The sequence below is a fragment of the Mesorhizobium sp. ESP-6-4 genome, from assembly GCF_020164735.1.
Classification (GTDB): domain Bacteria; phylum Pseudomonadota; class Alphaproteobacteria; order Rhizobiales; family Rhizobiaceae; genus Mesorhizobium.
Genome location: NZ_JAIUGS010000015.1, coordinates 54,113 through 71,271, shown reverse-complemented (window position 1 = coordinate 71,271; position 17,159 = coordinate 54,113). Strand labels below are relative to the sequence as shown.

At 64.4% G+C, this 17,159-nt stretch carries 16 protein-coding genes and 1 pseudogene; 3 read left to right on the top strand and 14 right to left on the bottom strand.

The window, feature by feature from the left end; all coding sequences use genetic code 11:
* The first annotated feature begins 2 nt into the window (after positions 1 to 2).
* From LB523_RS22425 to LB523_RS22415, 3 genes and pseudogenes are all read left to right on the top strand, one after another.
* Entirely contained in the window at positions 3 to 1,067 is a 1,065-nt protein-coding gene (locus LB523_RS22425) for an adenylate/guanylate cyclase domain-containing protein (protein WP_224545054.1), read from the top strand.
* 65 nt (positions 1,068 to 1,132) lie between these two features.
* The gene (locus LB523_RS22420; RefSeq protein WP_224607058.1) at positions 1,133 to 2,200 is read left to right on the top strand and encodes a cyclic nucleotide-gated potassium channel; all 1,068 of its coding nucleotides are present in this window, start codon (positions 1,133 to 1,135) and stop codon (positions 2,198 to 2,200) included.
* Positions 2,199 to 2,369, top strand: a pseudogene (locus LB523_RS22415) (D-amino-acid oxidase); the annotation flags it as partial. The gene LB523_RS22420 and the pseudogene LB523_RS22415, both read left to right, overlap by 2 nt.
* A 510-nt stretch (positions 2,370 to 2,879) precedes the next feature.
* On the opposite strand, the gene LB523_RS22410 reads toward LB523_RS22415, so the two are convergent.
* The 14 genes from LB523_RS22410 to LB523_RS22345 form a co-directional block, all read right to left on the bottom strand.
* Positions 2,880 to 3,647: an SDR family NAD(P)-dependent oxidoreductase gene (locus LB523_RS22410; RefSeq protein WP_140844173.1), complete on the bottom strand. Its 768-nt coding sequence runs from the start codon at positions 3,645 to 3,647 to the stop codon at positions 2,880 to 2,882.
* Entirely contained in the window at positions 3,644 to 4,609 is a 966-nt protein-coding gene (locus LB523_RS22405; protein ID WP_224523639.1) for a carbohydrate kinase family protein, read from the bottom strand. Before LB523_RS22405 ends, LB523_RS22410 begins: the two co-directional genes overlap by 4 nt.
* Positions 4,610 to 4,630: 21 nt before the next feature.
* Positions 4,631 to 5,617, bottom strand: a complete 987-nt coding sequence (locus tag LB523_RS22400) for an ABC transporter permease (RefSeq protein ID WP_224523636.1) — start codon at positions 5,615 to 5,617, stop codon at positions 4,631 to 4,633.
* Positions 5,614 to 6,645 carry an ABC transporter permease gene (locus LB523_RS22395; protein ID WP_224607055.1) on the bottom strand — a complete coding sequence of 344 codons (1,032 nt, stop codon included), beginning with the start codon at positions 6,643 to 6,645 and terminating at the stop codon, positions 5,614 to 5,616. The genes LB523_RS22400 and LB523_RS22395 overlap by 4 nt, the downstream gene beginning before the upstream one ends.
* On the bottom strand, positions 6,642 to 8,135 hold the full coding sequence (locus tag LB523_RS22390) for a sugar ABC transporter ATP-binding protein (RefSeq protein ID WP_224607051.1): 1,494 nt from the start codon (positions 8,133 to 8,135) through the stop codon (positions 6,642 to 6,644). The genes LB523_RS22395 and LB523_RS22390 overlap by 4 nt, the downstream gene beginning before the upstream one ends.
* 101 nt (positions 8,136 to 8,236) lie before the next feature.
* A complete protein-coding gene (locus tag LB523_RS22385; RefSeq protein ID WP_224607049.1) occupies positions 8,237 to 9,238 on the bottom strand; it encodes a sugar ABC transporter substrate-binding protein in 1,002 nt (333 codons plus the stop codon).
* A gap of 70 nt (positions 9,239 to 9,308) precedes the next feature.
* Positions 9,309 to 9,968, bottom strand: coding sequence for an L-fuculose-phosphate aldolase (locus LB523_RS22380; RefSeq protein WP_095765789.1), 660 nt, complete (start codon positions 9,966 to 9,968; stop codon positions 9,309 to 9,311).
* 27 nt (positions 9,969 to 9,995) lie between these two features.
* Positions 9,996 to 10,772: an SDR family NAD(P)-dependent oxidoreductase gene (locus LB523_RS22375; RefSeq protein ID WP_224545046.1), complete on the bottom strand. Its 777-nt coding sequence runs from the start codon at positions 10,770 to 10,772 to the stop codon at positions 9,996 to 9,998.
* Positions 10,773 to 10,974: 202 nt separating this feature from the next.
* The gene (locus tag LB523_RS22370) at positions 10,975 to 11,829 is read right to left on the bottom strand and encodes a GntR family transcriptional regulator (protein ID WP_095765791.1); all 855 of its coding nucleotides are present in this window, start codon (positions 11,827 to 11,829) and stop codon (positions 10,975 to 10,977) included.
* Between the two features lie 52 nt (positions 11,830 to 11,881).
* Positions 11,882 to 13,120: an MFS transporter gene (locus tag LB523_RS22365; protein WP_224607046.1), complete on the bottom strand. Its 1,239-nt coding sequence runs from the start codon at positions 13,118 to 13,120 to the stop codon at positions 11,882 to 11,884.
* On the bottom strand, positions 13,117 to 13,569 hold the full coding sequence (locus LB523_RS22360; RefSeq protein WP_224607043.1) for a MaoC family dehydratase: 453 nt from the start codon (positions 13,567 to 13,569) through the stop codon (positions 13,117 to 13,119). The genes LB523_RS22365 and LB523_RS22360 overlap by 4 nt, the downstream gene beginning before the upstream one ends.
* The gene (locus tag LB523_RS22355) at positions 13,566 to 14,006 is read right to left on the bottom strand and encodes a Zn-ribbon domain-containing OB-fold protein (protein WP_140844159.1); all 441 of its coding nucleotides are present in this window, start codon (positions 14,004 to 14,006) and stop codon (positions 13,566 to 13,568) included. The genes LB523_RS22360 and LB523_RS22355 overlap by 4 nt, the downstream gene beginning before the upstream one ends.
* Entirely contained in the window at positions 14,006 to 15,157 is a 1,152-nt protein-coding gene (locus tag LB523_RS22350) for a thiolase family protein (protein WP_140844158.1), read from the bottom strand. Before LB523_RS22350 ends, LB523_RS22355 begins: the two co-directional genes overlap by 1 nt.
* A complete protein-coding gene (locus LB523_RS22345) occupies positions 15,154 to 17,100 on the bottom strand; it encodes an acetoacetate--CoA ligase (RefSeq protein WP_224607038.1) in 1,947 nt (648 codons plus the stop codon). Before LB523_RS22345 ends, LB523_RS22350 begins: the two co-directional genes overlap by 4 nt.
* Positions 17,101 to 17,159 lie beyond the last annotated feature (59 nt).

Genomic DNA, 17,159 nt, shown 5'->3' with positions numbered 1-17,159 from the left:
CCATGTCCAGTTTGCCGAAAGAAGTCAGAAGCTGGATATACGACTTCTTCTCGAATGAGCGCTTCGCAGCTTATCTGATGATCGATACCCGGCAATGCATAGAAGCCAAGGGCGGCAATCTCGACTTTTACGGGCTCTCGTCGCTTCGCCTCGGCGAGCCCGTTGCCCAGCAGCTTGAATTCATGGAAGGGCTGCTGCCTTGCCCCGAGCTTCCATTCCATATGCCCATGATGGAACTGCCCGGCGGGCATGTCGCGGACCTTCACTTCTTTGGCGATGGCGACTCGGTGTGGCTGGTCTTTCTCGACGCCACGCCCGAACGCGACCACCAGCAGCGGCTTCAGCAGAAGGCATACGAAATGACGCTTCTGCAGGAGAGGGAGCGTCAACTCAATGCGAAGCTGCAATCGACGAATGAGGCATTGAGGGAGAGCCAGGAGGGTTTGTCGCGCGAGTACCGGCGCGCCGAATCCCTGCTCCTTAACATTCTTCCGGCCTCGATCGCGGAGCGGCTGAAGGCGGACGAGCAAATTGCAGACAACCACGCGGAGGTCAGTGTGCTCTTTGCCGACATCGTCGGTTTTACGGAAAGAGCGCGGAGCGTCGGAGCCACGACGACGCTCGCTATCTTGAATTACTTCTTCAGGGCTGCGGATCTGCTCTCGGAACAGCATGGCTGCGAAAAGATCAAGACCATCGGCGATTGCGTCATGGCGGTCGCTGGCCTGCCCGTCGCGCGACCAGATCACGCGCACGCCCTTGCACATTATGCGCTCGAGCTGCGGGAGGCGGCCAGGTGCGAGCGCTTCGCAGGAGAACCGCTAAGCCTTAGAATTGGAATTCACTCAGGGCCAATCGTCGCGGGCGTCATCGGCAAAAGGCGGTTCGTCTATGACCTGTGGGGCGACACCGTCAATCTCGCCGCGCGCATTCAAAAAGCCGCAGAGCCCGATGAAATCCGTATTTCGGATGCGACTCATCAATTGCTTGGGCCGGAATTTGCTTGCGAGCCGCTCGGGGAAACGGAATTGCGTGGCACAGGTCGCGTGCGAATGTGGCGGCTCTAGGCACCTTTACGCTTGCCTCGAAGGCATCCTATTTTGGAGGGCAGCAGCCACTCGCGGGCATAGAAATGTCGGTACTGCCTTTTGTAAGAATTTACGCGCCGCTCAACGCGCTGCTGGCTGCGCCTGGGCTTCTGGCGGTGGCTGGGCTCACGATACCGGACATGTCCGGACGAAGCAGGCTGGCTCTGGCTGTGGTGCTCGCTGTTATTTGGGGCGCCTATCTCCTGCAAATGGCCGCGACGCTGCTCAAGCGCCAGGCGGTAGACGCTAGGGACAGGACGCCGGCAATCGCCATCGATGTGCTCGCGGTCTTGGTTCCACTCGCCGCATTTCTGCTCGTTGGCACGCCCGACCGGAGCCTCTACTGTGCTGTCTGGCTCCTGAAACCGCTGCGCGACTCGACTTTCTTCCCGGTGCTGGGCAGGGTGCTGGCCAACGAAGCGCGCAACCTGATCGGCGTTACCACGCTCTTCGGCGTCGTTCTGTTCGGTGTCGCTCTCGCGGGCTATGTCATCGAGCGCGATATCCAACCGGAAAAGTTCGGCAGCATCCCCCAGGCAATGTGGTGGGCGGTGGTCACGCTGTCCACCACCGGCTATGGCGACGCTATTCCGCAAAGCTTCGCTGGCCGTGTCCTTGCTGGGGCTGTCATGATGAGTGGCATCGGCATCTTCGCCCTCTGGGCAGGCATTCTTGCCACCGGCTTCTATCAAGAAGTCCGTCGCGGGGACTTTGTCCGTAATTGGCAATTGGTCGCCGCCGTGCCGTTGTTTCAGAAGCTCGGACCGGCCGTGCTGGTCGAGATCGTGCGCGCGTTAAGACCTCGCACCGTGCCGGCGGGCGCCGTGATCTGCCGCAATGGCGAGAGCGGTGACCAGATGTTCTTCGTCGTGGAGGGGCGCGTCAGCGTCGCAACGCCGAATCCGGTGGAGCTTGGCCCTGGCGCCTTCTTCGGTGAGATGGCGCTGATCAGCGGCGAACCGCGTATGGCGACCGTCAGCGCCGCAACGGCGGTCTCACTGCTATCGCTGCACTCGTCGGATTTCCAGATGCTATGCGGCAGCAGCCCGGAGATCGCGGAAATCATCCGCAAGACCGCGCTCGAGCGGCGCGGCGCGGCGCCGATGCCTTGACGGCGAGCCGGTGCTTGGAGAGCTCGAGACCGTCCCTGGTCTCCACGTTGCCTTCAGCCACAGTGGCGCCACGCTTGGACTGATTGTCGGAGAGTTGCTTGCCCGTGAGATTGTCTCAGGCAACCCGCACCCAATGCTCGCGGCCTTCCGCGCCAGCCGTTTCAGTTGAGAGGCAACGTTAATTGTCTAAATGGGCTATGGTAGCTCAACGTTAGACTCCATAAGCACGCCGATTTCACCGAATGCGACGCCCCTTCGAAATGCCAAAAGACACTTCGAGCTCCTTCAAACGAGAGGGTTCGAATCCATAATATGAATCGACTCTCAAAAATTCAGCGAGAACAGTAGATGTAGGCATAGTGTGGTAGGCTCGGAGGGCGTGAGAACAAACGGGAAAATCAATACGTTAGCGGCTGGCCCGCCAACCTTTTCCCTCGTACTCTCTCGTATGGTCTGACGAACCCAAAGACCAAGATGGAGAGTGATTTGAAGCTGTTCCATGCGCAATTCAACCCTACGCTAAGACGATCCCTCCCCTCTTTGAACGCCCTCGACACTTCCTCAAGCTTTCCGCTGAACCAGCCGTTCTGAGCCGAATCCGACTCAAGCATTCCATGGGTAAACGGCGGCTCTGCGCCAAGAAGTGGGCTTGGCGATCGCGCGGCCACCGAGCGAGTGTTCAGTGGTAGTAGATGCCGCCGTCGACGTTGAGCGCCTGGCCGGTGACGAAGGCCGAGAGATCCGAGGCGAAGAACAGCACCGGTCCGACGATGTCTTCCGGCGCGCCGAGGCGCTTCAGCGCCGCGACCTCCTCCCAATGGCGGATCGCCGCTTCGCTGCCCAGATTGTTCTTGCCCATCTCGGTCAGGATGATGCCGGGGCAGATGGCGTTGACGGTGACGCCGTCCATGCCGACCTCCTGCGCCAGCACGCGGGTGAGCGTGATCACCACCGCCTTGGTCGCGGCGTAGTGGCCCTGCGTCGGCACGCCCTGCCGGCCGGCGATCGAGGCGATGTTGATCACCCTGCCCGACTTCCTGGCGCGCATATGCGGCAGCACCGCCTGGCACATCATCAGCACGCCCTTGGCATTGACGTCGAAATGCGCATTCCAATTGGCCTCGTCGAGATCCTGCAGTAGACTTGGCTTCAGGATACCGGCATTGTTGACCAGAACGTCGATGCTGCCCGCAGCCTTGAGCAGGGCCTGCGCGGCCGCCTCGATGTCCTTCTTCTTGCTGACGTCCATCGTGTAGACATACGCTTTGCGGCCGGCCGCCTCGATCTCGCCCTTGGTCAGGTCGAGCTCCGCCGCCTGCGACGGCAGATCGGTGATGGCGACATCGAAGCCCGCTTCGGCGAGCCCCTTGGCGAGCGCCCTGCCGATGCCGCGGCTGGCGCCGGTGACGAGAGCCGTCTTGCCCTTGGCTTCGGGGAGAATGGTCATGCTGCTTCCACCTTTGATGTCTTGACCGGGAGCGAGTTCATCGCCGCGATCGTGTCGTCGAACGAAACGAGTTTGCCGTCGGAGCCGAGCCCCATCGCCACCTTGGCGGCGACGGCGCTGGCAAAGCGTGCGGACTGCCTCAGGTCCCAGCCCTTGACGATGCCGACGATGATGCCGGCGGTGAAGGAATCGCCGCAGCCCGTGGTGTCGAACACGTCGACCTCGAAGGCGGGCAGATGGAAATCCTCGCCATGCTCGGGCGAGACATGCACACCGTGGGCGCCGAGCGTGAGGATGCAGTTCTTGACGCCCCTCGCCTTGAAGAAGGCGGCGACGCGGGCCGGATCGCGGTCATGCGCCATCTCGCCGGCTTCGTCGATGCTGGGCACGAAATAGTCGATGTAAGGAAGGCACGGCTCGACCAGCTTCCAGGTCTCCGGCGTCGCTTGGATCAGATCGAAGGTAGTGACGCGGCCAAGCTTCTTGGCGCGCTTCAAAAGCTTGACGGTCGGCTCGCCGTCGAAGCGCTTCAGGAGGCCGGTGCCGCCGACATGGACGACGCTCGCGTCGAGCGCCGCGTCGAGATCGGCATCGGCGACCTCGAACAGGGTCGCGGTGCCGGGCACATGCAGAGCCGGCCGCTCGCCGTTCGGCCGCACGGGCAGGATGGTGGAAGACGTCTGGACGCTGCCGTCGCGGCGGACAAGGCTCGTCTCTAGACCGTATTTCTTGAGCTTGGCGAGGAACCAGTCGCCCATATCGTCGGTGCCGAGCGTGGTGACGGCGCGCGTCTTCAGGCCGAGAATGGCGCAGTCCATGCCCGTCGCGCCCGCCGTGCCGGCGACCGTCATACGGATCTCCTCGATATAGTCGGCGCGGCCCCCTTCGGGGATATGCGAGACCGGCCGTCCGAGGATGTCGAGGACGTAGAAGCCGATCGAGCTGACGTCGAATTGTGGCATGGTTGACTTAACCTTTCGAGTTCAATGAGCGGCGCGGCGCAGGCCGAAGCTCGCGGCCAGCACCAGGAAGACGAGCACGCCGATGCCGACCTGCTGCCAGTAGAAATTCCAGCCGACGAGCAGCAGCCCGTTCTTGACGATGGCGAGCAGCAGCACGCCGAGCAGCGTGCCGATGACCGAGGGCTTGCGCTCGCGGCTCAGCGTCGTACCGATGAAGGTGGCGCCGATCGCATCGAGCAGGAACGCGTTGCCGGAGAGCGGCACGTACGACTTCACCGTCGACGACAGCAATATGCCGGTGACGCCGGCGAGCAGCGCGCACAGCACATGCACCATCGACAATTCTCGCGGCACGCGGATGCCGGAATACCAGGCCACGCCCGGCTGCGCGCCCATCGCCTGCACGTAACGGCCGAAGACTGAGCGATGCAGCAGGACATGGACCGCGATGACGAGGACGATCAGAACGAGGACCGGGGTCGGTATCCCGAACAAGGCGGTGCGGGCGATGGCGTTGAACTGGTCTGCTGCATAACCACTTGTGAGATAGATCGGCTGGCCGCCGCTGGTGGCGAGCTGCTGCGTGCTCTGGCCGATGAAGAGCACGCCCAGCGTCGCCAGGAACGGGCTGATGTTGAGCCTGGTGATGAGGATCGCATTCAGCACGCCGACGATCAGCGCGGCGCCGAGCCCGCCCGCTACGCCGACTACGCCGCTGTAACCGGCGGCCAGAAGCATGACGAAGATCATGCTTGCCATGTCGACCGAGACGCCGACCGACAGATCAATGCCACCCGACGAGATGACGATGGTGAGACCCAGCGCGACGATCGCCAGCATGACGACGTTGTTGACCAGCACGTTGAAGAGGTTGGCCGGCGTCAGGAAGGTCGGGCTCGCCACGGCGAATAATATGACGATAACCGCGAAGGCGATGAGCACGCTGTATTTGGCGAGGAAGCCGCGCACACTCACCTTGGCTGAATTGTCGTTGGCTGAGACGCTCATCGCGAACCCTCCGAACCGCGGGCAAAGGATGTGATGGCCACCACCAGCAGGATCAGCGCGCCCTGCACGCCGTTGACCCAGTAGCTGGAGACGTTGAGCAGCTGGAAACCGTTCGCGAGCAGGCCGATGAACAGCACGCTGAGCAGCGTGCCGCCCATGGTCGGCACGAAGCGGCGCGAAAAGACGGTGCCAAGCAAGGCCGCCGCCAGCACCGACAGAAGCAACTCGCCGGAACCGGGCGTGCTGGCCGACAGGCGCGAGACGGTGAGGATCGCCGCCACCGCCGCGCAGAGGCCGCTTAGAACATAGATGAAGGAGACATAGAAGGGCACGCTGATGCCGGCCGCGCGCGCCGCCTCGGGATGGCCGCCGACAGCGTAGAGCCTGAGACCGAAAGAAGTACCGTGAACGAGCACGATCATGATCGCGGAGAAGACGATCAGCGCCCAGGCAAGCGCGGAGACGCCGAGGAAGCTGCCCGAAACCAGCACGCCGAGCAGCGGGGAGGATGCGCCGACCACCGTGTTCTGGGTGAGCGTGAGTTCCATGCCGGCTGCGACGTTGAGCACGGCAAGCGTTGCGAGCAACGGCAGGATGCCGAGGCCGACCACGGCAAGGGCGTTCAACGCGCCGACCGCCATGCCGACGGCGATGGCCGCGAGCACGGAAAGGAAATCGCCATAGCCCATCGACAAGAGCGTCGCGTAGACGGCGGCGCAGAGCCCCATATTGGCGGCGATCGACAGATCTATGCCGCCTTCAGTGACATCGGAACCGCCGCCGATGATGACGGCCGTCATGCCATAGGCGAGCACACCTAGAATCGCCGACTGCTCGACGACGTTGATCAGGTTGAAGGTCGAGGTGAAGCCCGGCGCGAAGATGACGAAATAGGCCATGATCGCGGCGAAGGCGGCGATCGCGCCGAGCCGCACGACGAGCGCGCCAAAGCGCCGGCCGGCGCTCTTTGCGGCGGTCTGCTTCTCGTCGGAAACGCCGACTTCGGTGTGGAGAACAGTCGCGCTCATGCGGCTACCCCATCGGTGTTCGAGCGCGCGCCGGACGAAGCCGCCAGCAGCGCGTCGCTGTTCATCGCGGGACCGGAGAAGCTGCTGGCAAGCCGGCCGCGATAGACGACCAGGACACGGTCGCAGACGCCGACCAGCTCGAGCAGGTCGGAGGACAAAAGCAGGATCGCCGCGCCCTCGCCCGCCAGCCGGTTCAGCAGGTTGTAGATCTCGACCTTGGCGCCGACATCGACGGCGACCGTCGGCTCATCCAGCACGTAGACGCGCGACTGGCAGCTCAGCCATTTGGCGATCGCCACCTTCTGCTGGTTGCCGCCGGAGAGCTCGCGCACCAGCGCGTCGCGATGCGGTGTCTTGATCGACAGTTCCTTGATCAGGCCGTCCACCGCCTGGTTCTCAGCGCCACGGCTGACCATGCCGCTGCGCGAATAGCGGCGCAGGCTGGCCAAGGAGATGTTCTCGCACACGGACAGACCAAGCGCCACGCCATGCGCACGGCGATCTTCCGGCAGCATGGCGATGCCATCGCGCACGGCCTTGACCGGCGTGGACAGCGACAGCTCCCTGCCCTCGACCTTGACTTGGCCGCCATCGGCAGTCTTGAGGCCGAACAGGCACTGGACGATCTCCTTGGCGCCGGAGCCGAGCAGCCCGGTGAGGCCGACGATCTCGCCGGCGCGCACATTGAAGCCGATGTTCTCGAAACTGCCGCCGAGGCGGAGGTTGGAAACCTCCAGCACCGGCGCGCCTAAAGTGACCGAGCGCTTCGGGAACATCTCGCCGACATCACGGGCAATCATCATCGCGATGATCTCGTCGATCGGCGTCTGGCGCGGATCGACTGTGCCGACATCGGTGCCGTTGCGCATCACGGTGACGCGGTCGCAGAGTTTTTCGATCTCCTGCATGTAGTGGGAAATGAAGACCACGGCGATGCCGTCGTCGCGCAGCCGGCGCAGCACGTCGAACAGGCTGTCGACCTCGCGCTTTACGAGCGCCGCCGTCGGCTCGTCGAGCACCAGCACCGACGCCTTCTGCGCCAGCGCCCGGGTGATCTGCACCACCTTCTGCTGCGCCGTGGTGAGGTCCTTGACGAGGGTTCCGGCCGGCAGTTCCATGCCGAAGAAGCGCTTCAACAGATCGGCGGCGCGGCGCTCCATGGCACGGCGGCTGACGAATGGACCGAGGCCGATTTCGTGGCCGAGGAAGACGGCTTCGCCGACGGTCGCGGTCGGCACCAGAAGCCTGTCCTGATGGATGAAGTGCACGCCGAGCTTTTCGACCGACGCTGGTGTCAGCGAGGTAATGACCTCGCCATTGATGACGATCGTGCCGCTGTCCGGCTTGATGATGCCGGCCAGCACCTTGATAATGGTCGACTTGCCGGCGCCGTTCTGGCCGACAAGGCCGAGGATCGAGCCGCGCGCGATCTCGAGGTTCGCGTTTTCCAGCGCGCGCACCGGACCGAACCGTTTCGATATGCCCGTCATCGATACAGCAATTTCTCTTGTTGCTGTCTGCATGGCCGTCAATCCTGGTTGGCTGTGACGGGCGGCCGCATAGGCGCGGCTGCCCGTCGTTCCGTTCCGTCCTATTGAACGCCAGCCTTCTCGGCGGCGTCGAGGAACGGCTTTCCTTTTTCGGCGGCGTTTTCCTTGTTGATCAGCACCGAAGGCACGAAAGTGAACGGCGGCACCTTTTGGCCGGCCAGATATTTGGCGGCGTTGTCGACCGAGGTCTTGCCGATCTCATAGGGCTGCTGAGCCGCGACCGCGCCGGCCGACGACTTCGGGTCCATCACCATCTTGATGACTTCCGGGCTGCCGTCGATTCCGTAGGTCTTGACCTCGTTGCGGCCGGCGGCTTCGACCGCCTGCGTGGCGCCGATCTGCGGCACGTCCCAGCACGCCCAAACCGCGCCGATCGACCCCTTCTCGGGCGACTTGGTCAGCATGTCGGTGACATTGGAATAGGCGCTCTGCACCGTGTTCGGGATGACGTCGCGCAGTTCCGGCTCGATGATCTTCACATCCGGGAACGAGGTCAGCACGTATTTCAGCTGGTCGTAGCGGATCTTGCAGACTGGCACGCTGTAGAAGCCGTTGAAGACCAGCACATTGCCCTTGCCGCCCATGTCGGCGACCATCTGCAGCGCGATCTCGGCGCCGATATTGTAGTTGTTCGACGTGGTGTTGTTGATGGCGTGCGGCGTCGCGGTGTCGACCGTGAACAGCGGAATGCCGGCGTCGCGGATCTTCTGCAGCCAGGGGTTCAGCACTTCGAGGTTGCCGAGCTGCTCGATGATGGCGTCGGGCTTCTGGGCGATCAGCGTCTGCAGCTGCGCGATCTGCTGCTGGTCCTTGCGGCCGGCATCGAGCGCGATGACTTCACCGCCGAGTTCCTTGACGCGGTCCTGGATGCCGCGGAACGCCATCAGGTCCCAATAGTGGTCCGTGCCGATGGCGGAGACACCGATGCGCTTGCCCTTGAGCGACAGCTCCTCGGCACTCGCGCTGGAGACGGCGGCAACGCTGCAAGCCGCCGCTAACCCAAAAGCGAGCGCCTTGACGAGGCCTTTCATGGATCTGGTCATTTTCATTCCTCCCTTGTTGATCGCTCCGGGCCTTCCCGGAGGATATGCGAAACTGTGAAATTGCTGCCCCTCAAGCAGCGGCGTCATTGTCGCGCAGGCCGTAGCTCGCCATGCGCTTGATGACGTTTTCGATCTCCTCGTCGGACAGGATCGGCGGCTCGCCGATCTGCAGGGCGCCGTGATACTGGCGCGCCAGCGTCTCGACCTCGACCGCCAGCCACATCGCCTGGGCGAGGCTCGATCCGACGGCGATCATGCCGTGCTGGGCAAGCAGGCAGGCCTTGCGGTCGCGCAGCGCCTCCACCGCATGCGCTGAAAGCTCCGCCGTGCCGAAGGTGGCGTAGGGCGCGCAGCGTATGTCGCTGCCGCCGGCAACCGCGACCATGTAATGGATCGCCGGTATCTTCCGGCCCATGATGGCGATGGTCGTGCAGTAGGTCGGATGCGCGTGAACGACGGCGTTGACCTCGGGCCTGGCCTTCATGATGTCGAGATGGAAGCGCCATTCGCTGGACGGTGGCAGGCGTCCGTCGACCTCGCCGTCCCAGCCCATGAAGACGATGTCTTCCGGCTGCAGCGTGTCATAGGGCGTGCTGGTCGGCGAGATCAGCATGCCCTCGCCATGGCGCCGGCTGATGTTGCCTGACGTGCCCTGGTTGATCCCCAGCGCGTTCATCTCGATGCAGGCATCGATGATGGCCCGGCGCGCCTCGAGGTCCGAAAGGGTCATGCGGTATTCCAATCCTTGCGAGGCCAATTACCAGGCCGTGTAGCCGCCATCGATCGACAGGATCGCGCCCGTGACGTAGCTCGACGCGGGCGACGCCAGGAACAGGATCGCCGAGGCGATCTCTTGCGGCGTGCCCAAGCGCCCCATCGGCGTCATGTCGATCCAGGTGTTGAAGAGTTCGGGACGCTCGCGCATCTTCAGTGTCATCTCGGTGCCGACATAGCCCGGCGCCAGCGCGTTGACGCGCACGCCTGACTTTGCCCATTCGACCGCGAGCGCCTTGGTCATCATATGCACGGCGCCCTTGCTCACCATGTAGGACGGCGCCGTCTGCGGACGGTTGATGATCAGGCCCGACATCGAGCCCAGATTGACGATCGAGCCCTTCTTGCGGGCGACCATCGAGCGGCCGAAGGCGCGCGAGGCCCAGTAGACGCCGTTGACGTTGACATCCATCACCAGGCGCCATTCCTCGTCCGGCGTGTCAAGCGCGGTGTTGAGGCGTGCGATGCCGGCGCTGTTGACCAGGACATCGACCTTGCCGAAGTCCGCGACGATCTGAGCGGCCATCGCCTCCACGGCTTGCGGATCCGTGACGTCGAGCACGCGGCCATCGACGCTCGCGACGCCAGCCGCCTTGAGCGCCTCGACAGCAGCTTTCAGCCCGTCCGCATTCATGTCGAGAAGCACGATACGCGCGCCGCAAGTCCCCAGCGCCCCGGCGGCCTCGAGACCGATCCCGCTGGCGCCGCCGGTGACGACGGCGACCTCGCTCGTTAGGTCGAATTGCGACCGGTAATCCATGCACGTCCTCCATCAGGACGAGCTTGAGCGCGGGCAAAACACTGCCCTCGCCGCCGAAGCGGCGCCGCAAGCCAGCCGATCCTGATAATGCCTCCGGGGTCAGGCTCCTCCCGACCCCATGACAGGGACGTTACAGAAGCTTTTTCCACCCGTCAATCTGGTTATAACCAGAAAACAGATTCTTTTTTTGGTGGCTGGCAAGTCAGGTGCGATCGACGCCGTTCACCGTCGCTGACGGCTGCTCGACCGCCATATGGATGCGGGCGACGGAGGAATTATAAAAGGCCTCGTAATATTCGAGCGCGGCACCGTCCGCGTCATAGGCGATTGACTCGATCTCGATCAGCGGCGTGTTGGCGGCGACGCCCATTTCGTCGGCCTCTTCCTTGGTGGGGAGCGCGGCGCGCAGCCAGCGGTCGGCGCGCTTCACCGTCAGGCCGAACACGGCGCGGATAGTGCCGAAGATGGACTGGTTTTCCGACAGGATGTTCTCCAGACCCGGCACCCGGTGCCCCGGCAGGCTGATGCGCGTCATGGTGATAGGCGTGCCGTCGGTCATATAGACGCGGCTGATGCGGACCACGCTGCCATTGGCGGGAATGCCGAAGACCTTCGACTCCTTGTCGCTCGGCGGGCAGCGGTAGATCTCCAGCGTGCGGGTCGAGACCTTGTGGCCCTTGGCGGTCAAATCGTCGAAGACACCGAGATTGGCGGTCATGAAGTCGACATGCTCGCGGGGTGCCGCGACGAACATGCCCTTGCGCGGCATCTTGATGATGCGGCCTTCGTTGGACAGCGAGCCGATCGCGGCGCGCACCACAGGGCGCGAGACGCCGAAGAAATCGCAAAGCGCCTGTTCCGAGGGAATGCGTGAATTGGCGGCAAGCAGGCCGGTGTTGATCGCTTCCTCGACCTGGTTGCGCAACTGCACCCAGAGCGGTGCGGCCTCGTCGCGGTTGAGCTGCACTTTCGAGCCGATCGAGCGGAAGGCCTCGGCCGCCTCGGCGTCTTCCTGATCGTAACGAGGACGCCCGCGCGTTCTGGTAGCTTGTTCCATCCGATCCTGCCGCAATTCATTTGCCGCGACTCAGATAAGCGGCAGCGCCTCGCTAGCGGAGGCCGCCGGCCATTTTCACGCTCTCCGGCAAGTTTCGCAACCATAGCATGGCGGCCGCCCCCAGAAGCGGTCCGGGAACCAGCAGCAGGAAGGCCCAGCGCCAGCCGCCAATGAAGTAGGCGAAGCGTGGGGTCAGCCAGATGGCGAACACCGTCAGCGCAAAACCGGCGCCGAGTTGCACCGATAGTGCCGTGCCGACGAAGCGGCGGTCGGCAAGCTCGGTGACGGCGGCGGAGAATTGCGCCGAATCGCCGATCACTGACACGCCCCAGACAATGGCCACCAGCATGAACAGCCAGAGCGGGCCGGTGAACAGAAAACCCATCAGCAGCGCGCAGCTTCCCGAGACGATCATCATGCCGGCGGTGGTGGCGGTGCGGCCGACGCGGTCCGACAGATAGCCTCCGAGCAAACACCCCAGAATGCCGGAGGCGACGACGAGGAAGGTCGAGAGCGAGGCAGCGGCCGCCGTTCCGATCGCCTGTGCTTCGAAGGCGGCGCGCGTGTAGGCGAGCAGCCACGCCCACATGGCGTACAGCTCCCACATATGGCCGAGATAGCCGAGATTGACTAACAGCAGCGGCTTTTCGCGAAAGACCTGGCCGATGCGCGAGGGCTCAAAGATAGCCTTGCCGAAGGGATGGGGTCCTTCCTTCGCGAACAGCAGGAAGAGCAGCGCGCCCGCCGCAGTGGCCAAGCTTGCCCCGGCAACCACCGGACGCCAGTCGAGCGCGGTCGAGACAGCGCGGAAAAGATGCGGCAGCGCCGAGCCGACAGTCAGCGCGCCGATGACGGCGCCGAGCGCCAGTCCCCTTTCGCGGGTGAACCAGGTGGCGACCAGCTTCAGCGCCGGCGGATAGACGCCTGCGAGCGCAACACCGGTGACGATGCGCGCGACGATCATGCCGCCAGGTCCGGGATGGAAGAGCAGCGTCGCGTTGGCCAAAGCGGCGACGAGCGCCGCCGCCGCCATCAGGTGACTCAGCCGTACGAGGTCGGGAAGATTGACCAGACTCGCCGCCAGCGCGCCTAGAACGAAGCCAACCTGGACGCCATTGGTCAGCCAGGCCTCGGCGCCCGCGCCCAACGCCAGCTCCTGCCTCAGTTCGGGAAGTATCGCGGTGGCCGAGAACCAGGTGGTCAGCGACAGGACGACTGCGAGGCAAAGCAGCGACAGCACGCGCCAGCGCTCGCTGTCGGCCGCCGTGCCAACCCCGCCGGCCGTGCTCATGCGCCTTGCAGCGGTACGGTGAAGACCGTGGCTGTGCCGGTGAGGCAAAGTTCGCCCTGGCCGTTGCGCACGCTAGTCTCGATCTTGCAGATAGGCTTATCGGACCGCACTTCCTTGACCTCCACGCGTCCGGTGATCTCCTCGTCAACGCCGACCGCCTTGACGAACTTCCAGGCCACTTCGAGGAACACGGTTCCGGGGCCAGGCAGATCCTCCGCGACCAGCGCGTTGAGGATACCCGAGGTGACGCCGCCCGGGACAATCAGCTTGCCGAACACCGACTTCTCGGCCAGCGTTCGGTCGTAATGCAGCGGGTTACGATCGCCGGTGATGTCGGTGAAGGCCTCGATGTCGCTCATCCTTGTGCGGCGCGTGCGCTCGGCGAAGGCCCCGACCTGCGGGCGACCCTTCACGACACCCACCCAACCGTCTTTCGTCTCGGTGCTCATTGCGGCTTCTCCTCTGCTCCGGGTTCGACTGGTTTGAAGGCCGGCAGGACGCGACCGCCGATGGCTGTCGGCGCAAGCCGAAGCATGTCCCCAATCTGTAGCGGCCGTGTGCCGGCCAGGATGAAACTCAGCATCGTCGGGCCTTCGACCAATTCGATAAGGCCGACCACATAAGGTGCCACAGGCAGCCAGCCGGCATGGCCGGGCTTGTGCACCTCCGAAAAAGACTTGAGCCGCCCTCTGCCCGATGCGTCTTTCCAGACCAGGCGCTTGTTCCAGCAATGCGGGCAGATCGGGCGCGGATAGAAGATAGCCTTGCCGCAGTCCTCGCAGTGCTGGATGGTCAGCCGGCCTTCGGCGGCGGCATCCCAGAACGGCTTGGTCAGCGCGGTGATCGTCGGGCCAGGGGTTTTCAGCGTATTGAGATCGACGGACATCAGGCGGCTCCCAGCACGAGCGCTGTCGCTTCGCTCATCGTCGCGCCATTGCCGGTGACCAGCGCGAGCCCGGCCTTGCCGATCTGGCGTTCGCCCGCCTCGCCGCGCAGCTGGCGTACCGCCTCGACGACATGAGTCATACCGCCGGCAAGGTCCGGCTGGCCGAAGCCGAGCTGGCCGCCATGCGTGTTGAGCGGCTTGTCGCCCTTGTGGGAAAGGTCGTGGTCGTTGAGCCACGCGCCGAACTGGCCCGGCGCGCAGAGGCCGGCATCCTCGATCGTGGTGGCGACCAGGATCGTATAGCAATCATAGAGCGACAGAAGGTCCATCTCATCGGCCCGCGTGCCGGACTGTTGGAAGGCCCGCGCCATGGCGCTCTTCAACGGACCGGAGGTAAGACTCGGCGCCTGGCTGACCGCGCGGTGCGTGACTTTCTCGCCGGCGCCGAGCAGATGCACGGGCGGCTTTCGCAACGACCGCGCGCGTTCGACCGAGGTGACGACGACCGCTTCGCCGCCGGCGACCGGCATGACGATTTCGAGGAGGTGCAGCGGCGAAGCGATTATCGGCGAGGCCAGCACCGCCTCCACATCGGCCGGCTTGCCGAAGAAGATGGCGTCGGGATTGAGCTGCGCATTGGCGCGCGCGGCCGCGGCGATCAGGGCGAAGTCCCGCGCGGTCGAGCCGTATGCGGCCATATGCGCCTGCATCAGCAGCGCATAGGAGATGTTGGCGCCCGAGGCGCCGAAAGGCACGTCGAACTCGCGGATCGGATTGCGGTTGGGAGAACGAGGCGGCGTCTCCTCGCGGTTGTTGGCGAGCACGCACAGCACCGTCTCGCACATGCCTGCCTCGATCGCGGCGGCCGCGCGCCAGACCATGCCGGCGCCGGATGCGCCGCCGAGGTCCACGACATTGGCCATGGTCGGCGCGAGACCCAGATATTCGGCAATCGTCGCCGGCACATGCTGCGGCGTCTCGCCGACCTGGGGACCGACCAGCAGCCCGTCAATTGCCGCCGGATCGAGCCCGGCGTCGAGCACCGCCAGGCGCGAGACCTCGGCGATCATCTCCAGCGTCCTCACGCCGCTGGTCAGGCGCTGCGGCTTCAACTCGCCGATGCCGACGATCGCTCCCTTCGGCCGGCTCATGCCGCCTTGCTCCGGTCGAGCGTGCGGTATTCCTCTAGGCATGCCGGATTGGCGAGCGAAGCCATGTTCTTGACCGGCTTGCCCTCGAGCGTGGTGCGGGCGGCGCCCTCGACGCGTTTTCCGTTCAGCGTATAGGGCACGGCCTGCACCGCATGGATGCGATGCGGCACATGGCGCGGCGAGGCCCCTTCGCGAATCGCGCCGCGGATTTGCGCGGCAAGCTCTGGGGTCAACGCATAGCCATCATTGAGCTTGACGCAGAGCACGATCTCCTCGTCGCCTTCGACCGGCGCGCCAAAGACCAGGCAATCCTCGATCTCGGCAAAGTTTTCGCAGGCGGCATAGATTTCCGCCGTGCCGATGCGCACGCCGCCGGGCTTCAGCGTCGTGTCCGAGCGGCCGTGGATGACGCCGGAGCCGTAAGCGGTCATCTCAGCCACGTCGCCATGCGTCCAGATCTCGTGGCGCGTGGCGAAATAGGTGGCGTGATAACGCTCGTCGCCGTCCTTGCCCCAGAAGGTCAGCGGCATCGACGGGAAGGGCTCGGTGCAGACGAGATCGCCCTGGCGGCCGATCACCGGCGCGTTGCGCTCGTCCATGACGGCCACGGCGAGGCCAAGGCCTTTCACCGTCAGCTCGCCGCGCCGCACAGGATGGATCGGCGATCCCAGCAGGAAGCAGCCGATGATCTCGGTGCCGCCGGAAATGGAGGCAAAGATCATGTCGCGCTTCACATGCTCGTAGACCCAGTCGAATTGCCCGGGCGAGACGGGCGCGCCGGCCGACAGCAGCGAGCGCAGCGGCGAAACGTCGTGCAGGCGCCCGGGCGCGTAATTTTCGGCGGCAAGCGTCGCCAGATATTTCGGGCTGGTGCCGAAATGCGTGACGCGGGCACGCTCGGCCATCGTCCATAGCGGACTGGGGTCGAGGCCATCGGCCGATTTCAGGATCGGCGCGCCGTCATAGAGAACCACTGTCGCACCGCAGGCAAGGCCGGAGATCAGCCAGTGATACATCATCCAGGCGGTGTTCGTGTACCAACTCATGACGTCGCCGGGGCGAACATCGCCGTGCAGCAGGTGCTCCTTCAGATGCTGGAGCAGCACGCCGCCGGCCCGATGGACGATCGCCTTCGGTGCGCCTGTCGTGCCGGAGGTGTAAAGCACATAGGCAGGATGGTCGAAGGGCACGCGTTCGAAGGTGAGTGGCCTTTCGCCGCCGAATTTGTCAAACGCAACGCTAGCCGCCGCGCAATCCGGCTTGGCGGCCGCTTCGCCGGTCAGCACCAGCATCGTCACTGTCGGCATCGCGGCGACGATCTCGCCCAGCCTGCCGGAAATGTCGTGCTCCTTGCCCGCATAGCGGTAGCGGGGCGCGGCGAACAGCGCCTTGACGCCGATCTGGCCGAGGCGGTCGACGATCGCGGCGGCGCCGAAATCCGGCGAACAGGACGACCAGACGGCGCCGATGGAGAGCGTCGCCAAAAGCGCCACGAGCCCTTCGACCCTATTGGGCAAGATACCGCCGACACAATCGCCCTTGCCGATACCGGCCGCGCGCAGGCCGTCGGCCGTTCGAGCTACAAGCCGGCGCAATTCAGCGAGCGTGATCGCCTGGAAATGGCCGCCCTCGTCGGCCTCGATCACCGCGACCCTCTCGCCGTCGCCACGCAACAGGTTTTCCGCAAGATTAAGCTTTGCTTCCGGCAGGAAGCGGCTCCCGGTCATCGGCGCATTGTCGTCGCGCAGGAAGGAGATCGCGCCTGGATCGCCGACGACCTCGGCGAAATCCCACACCGCCCGCCAGAAGGCCCCGGGATCGCCGATCGACCAGCGATGCAGCGTATCGTAGTCGCGCGGGTCGAAGCCGTTGGCGGTCGAAAAGCGCGCAAGGTTGGATGATTGGAACGCGGCCGGCGCCGGCGTCCAAAGCACGGATGACATGGATTTCCTCCCGCAACGCAGATCGCTCGATGCCGCGACCTTGCCTGCCGATGCATTTC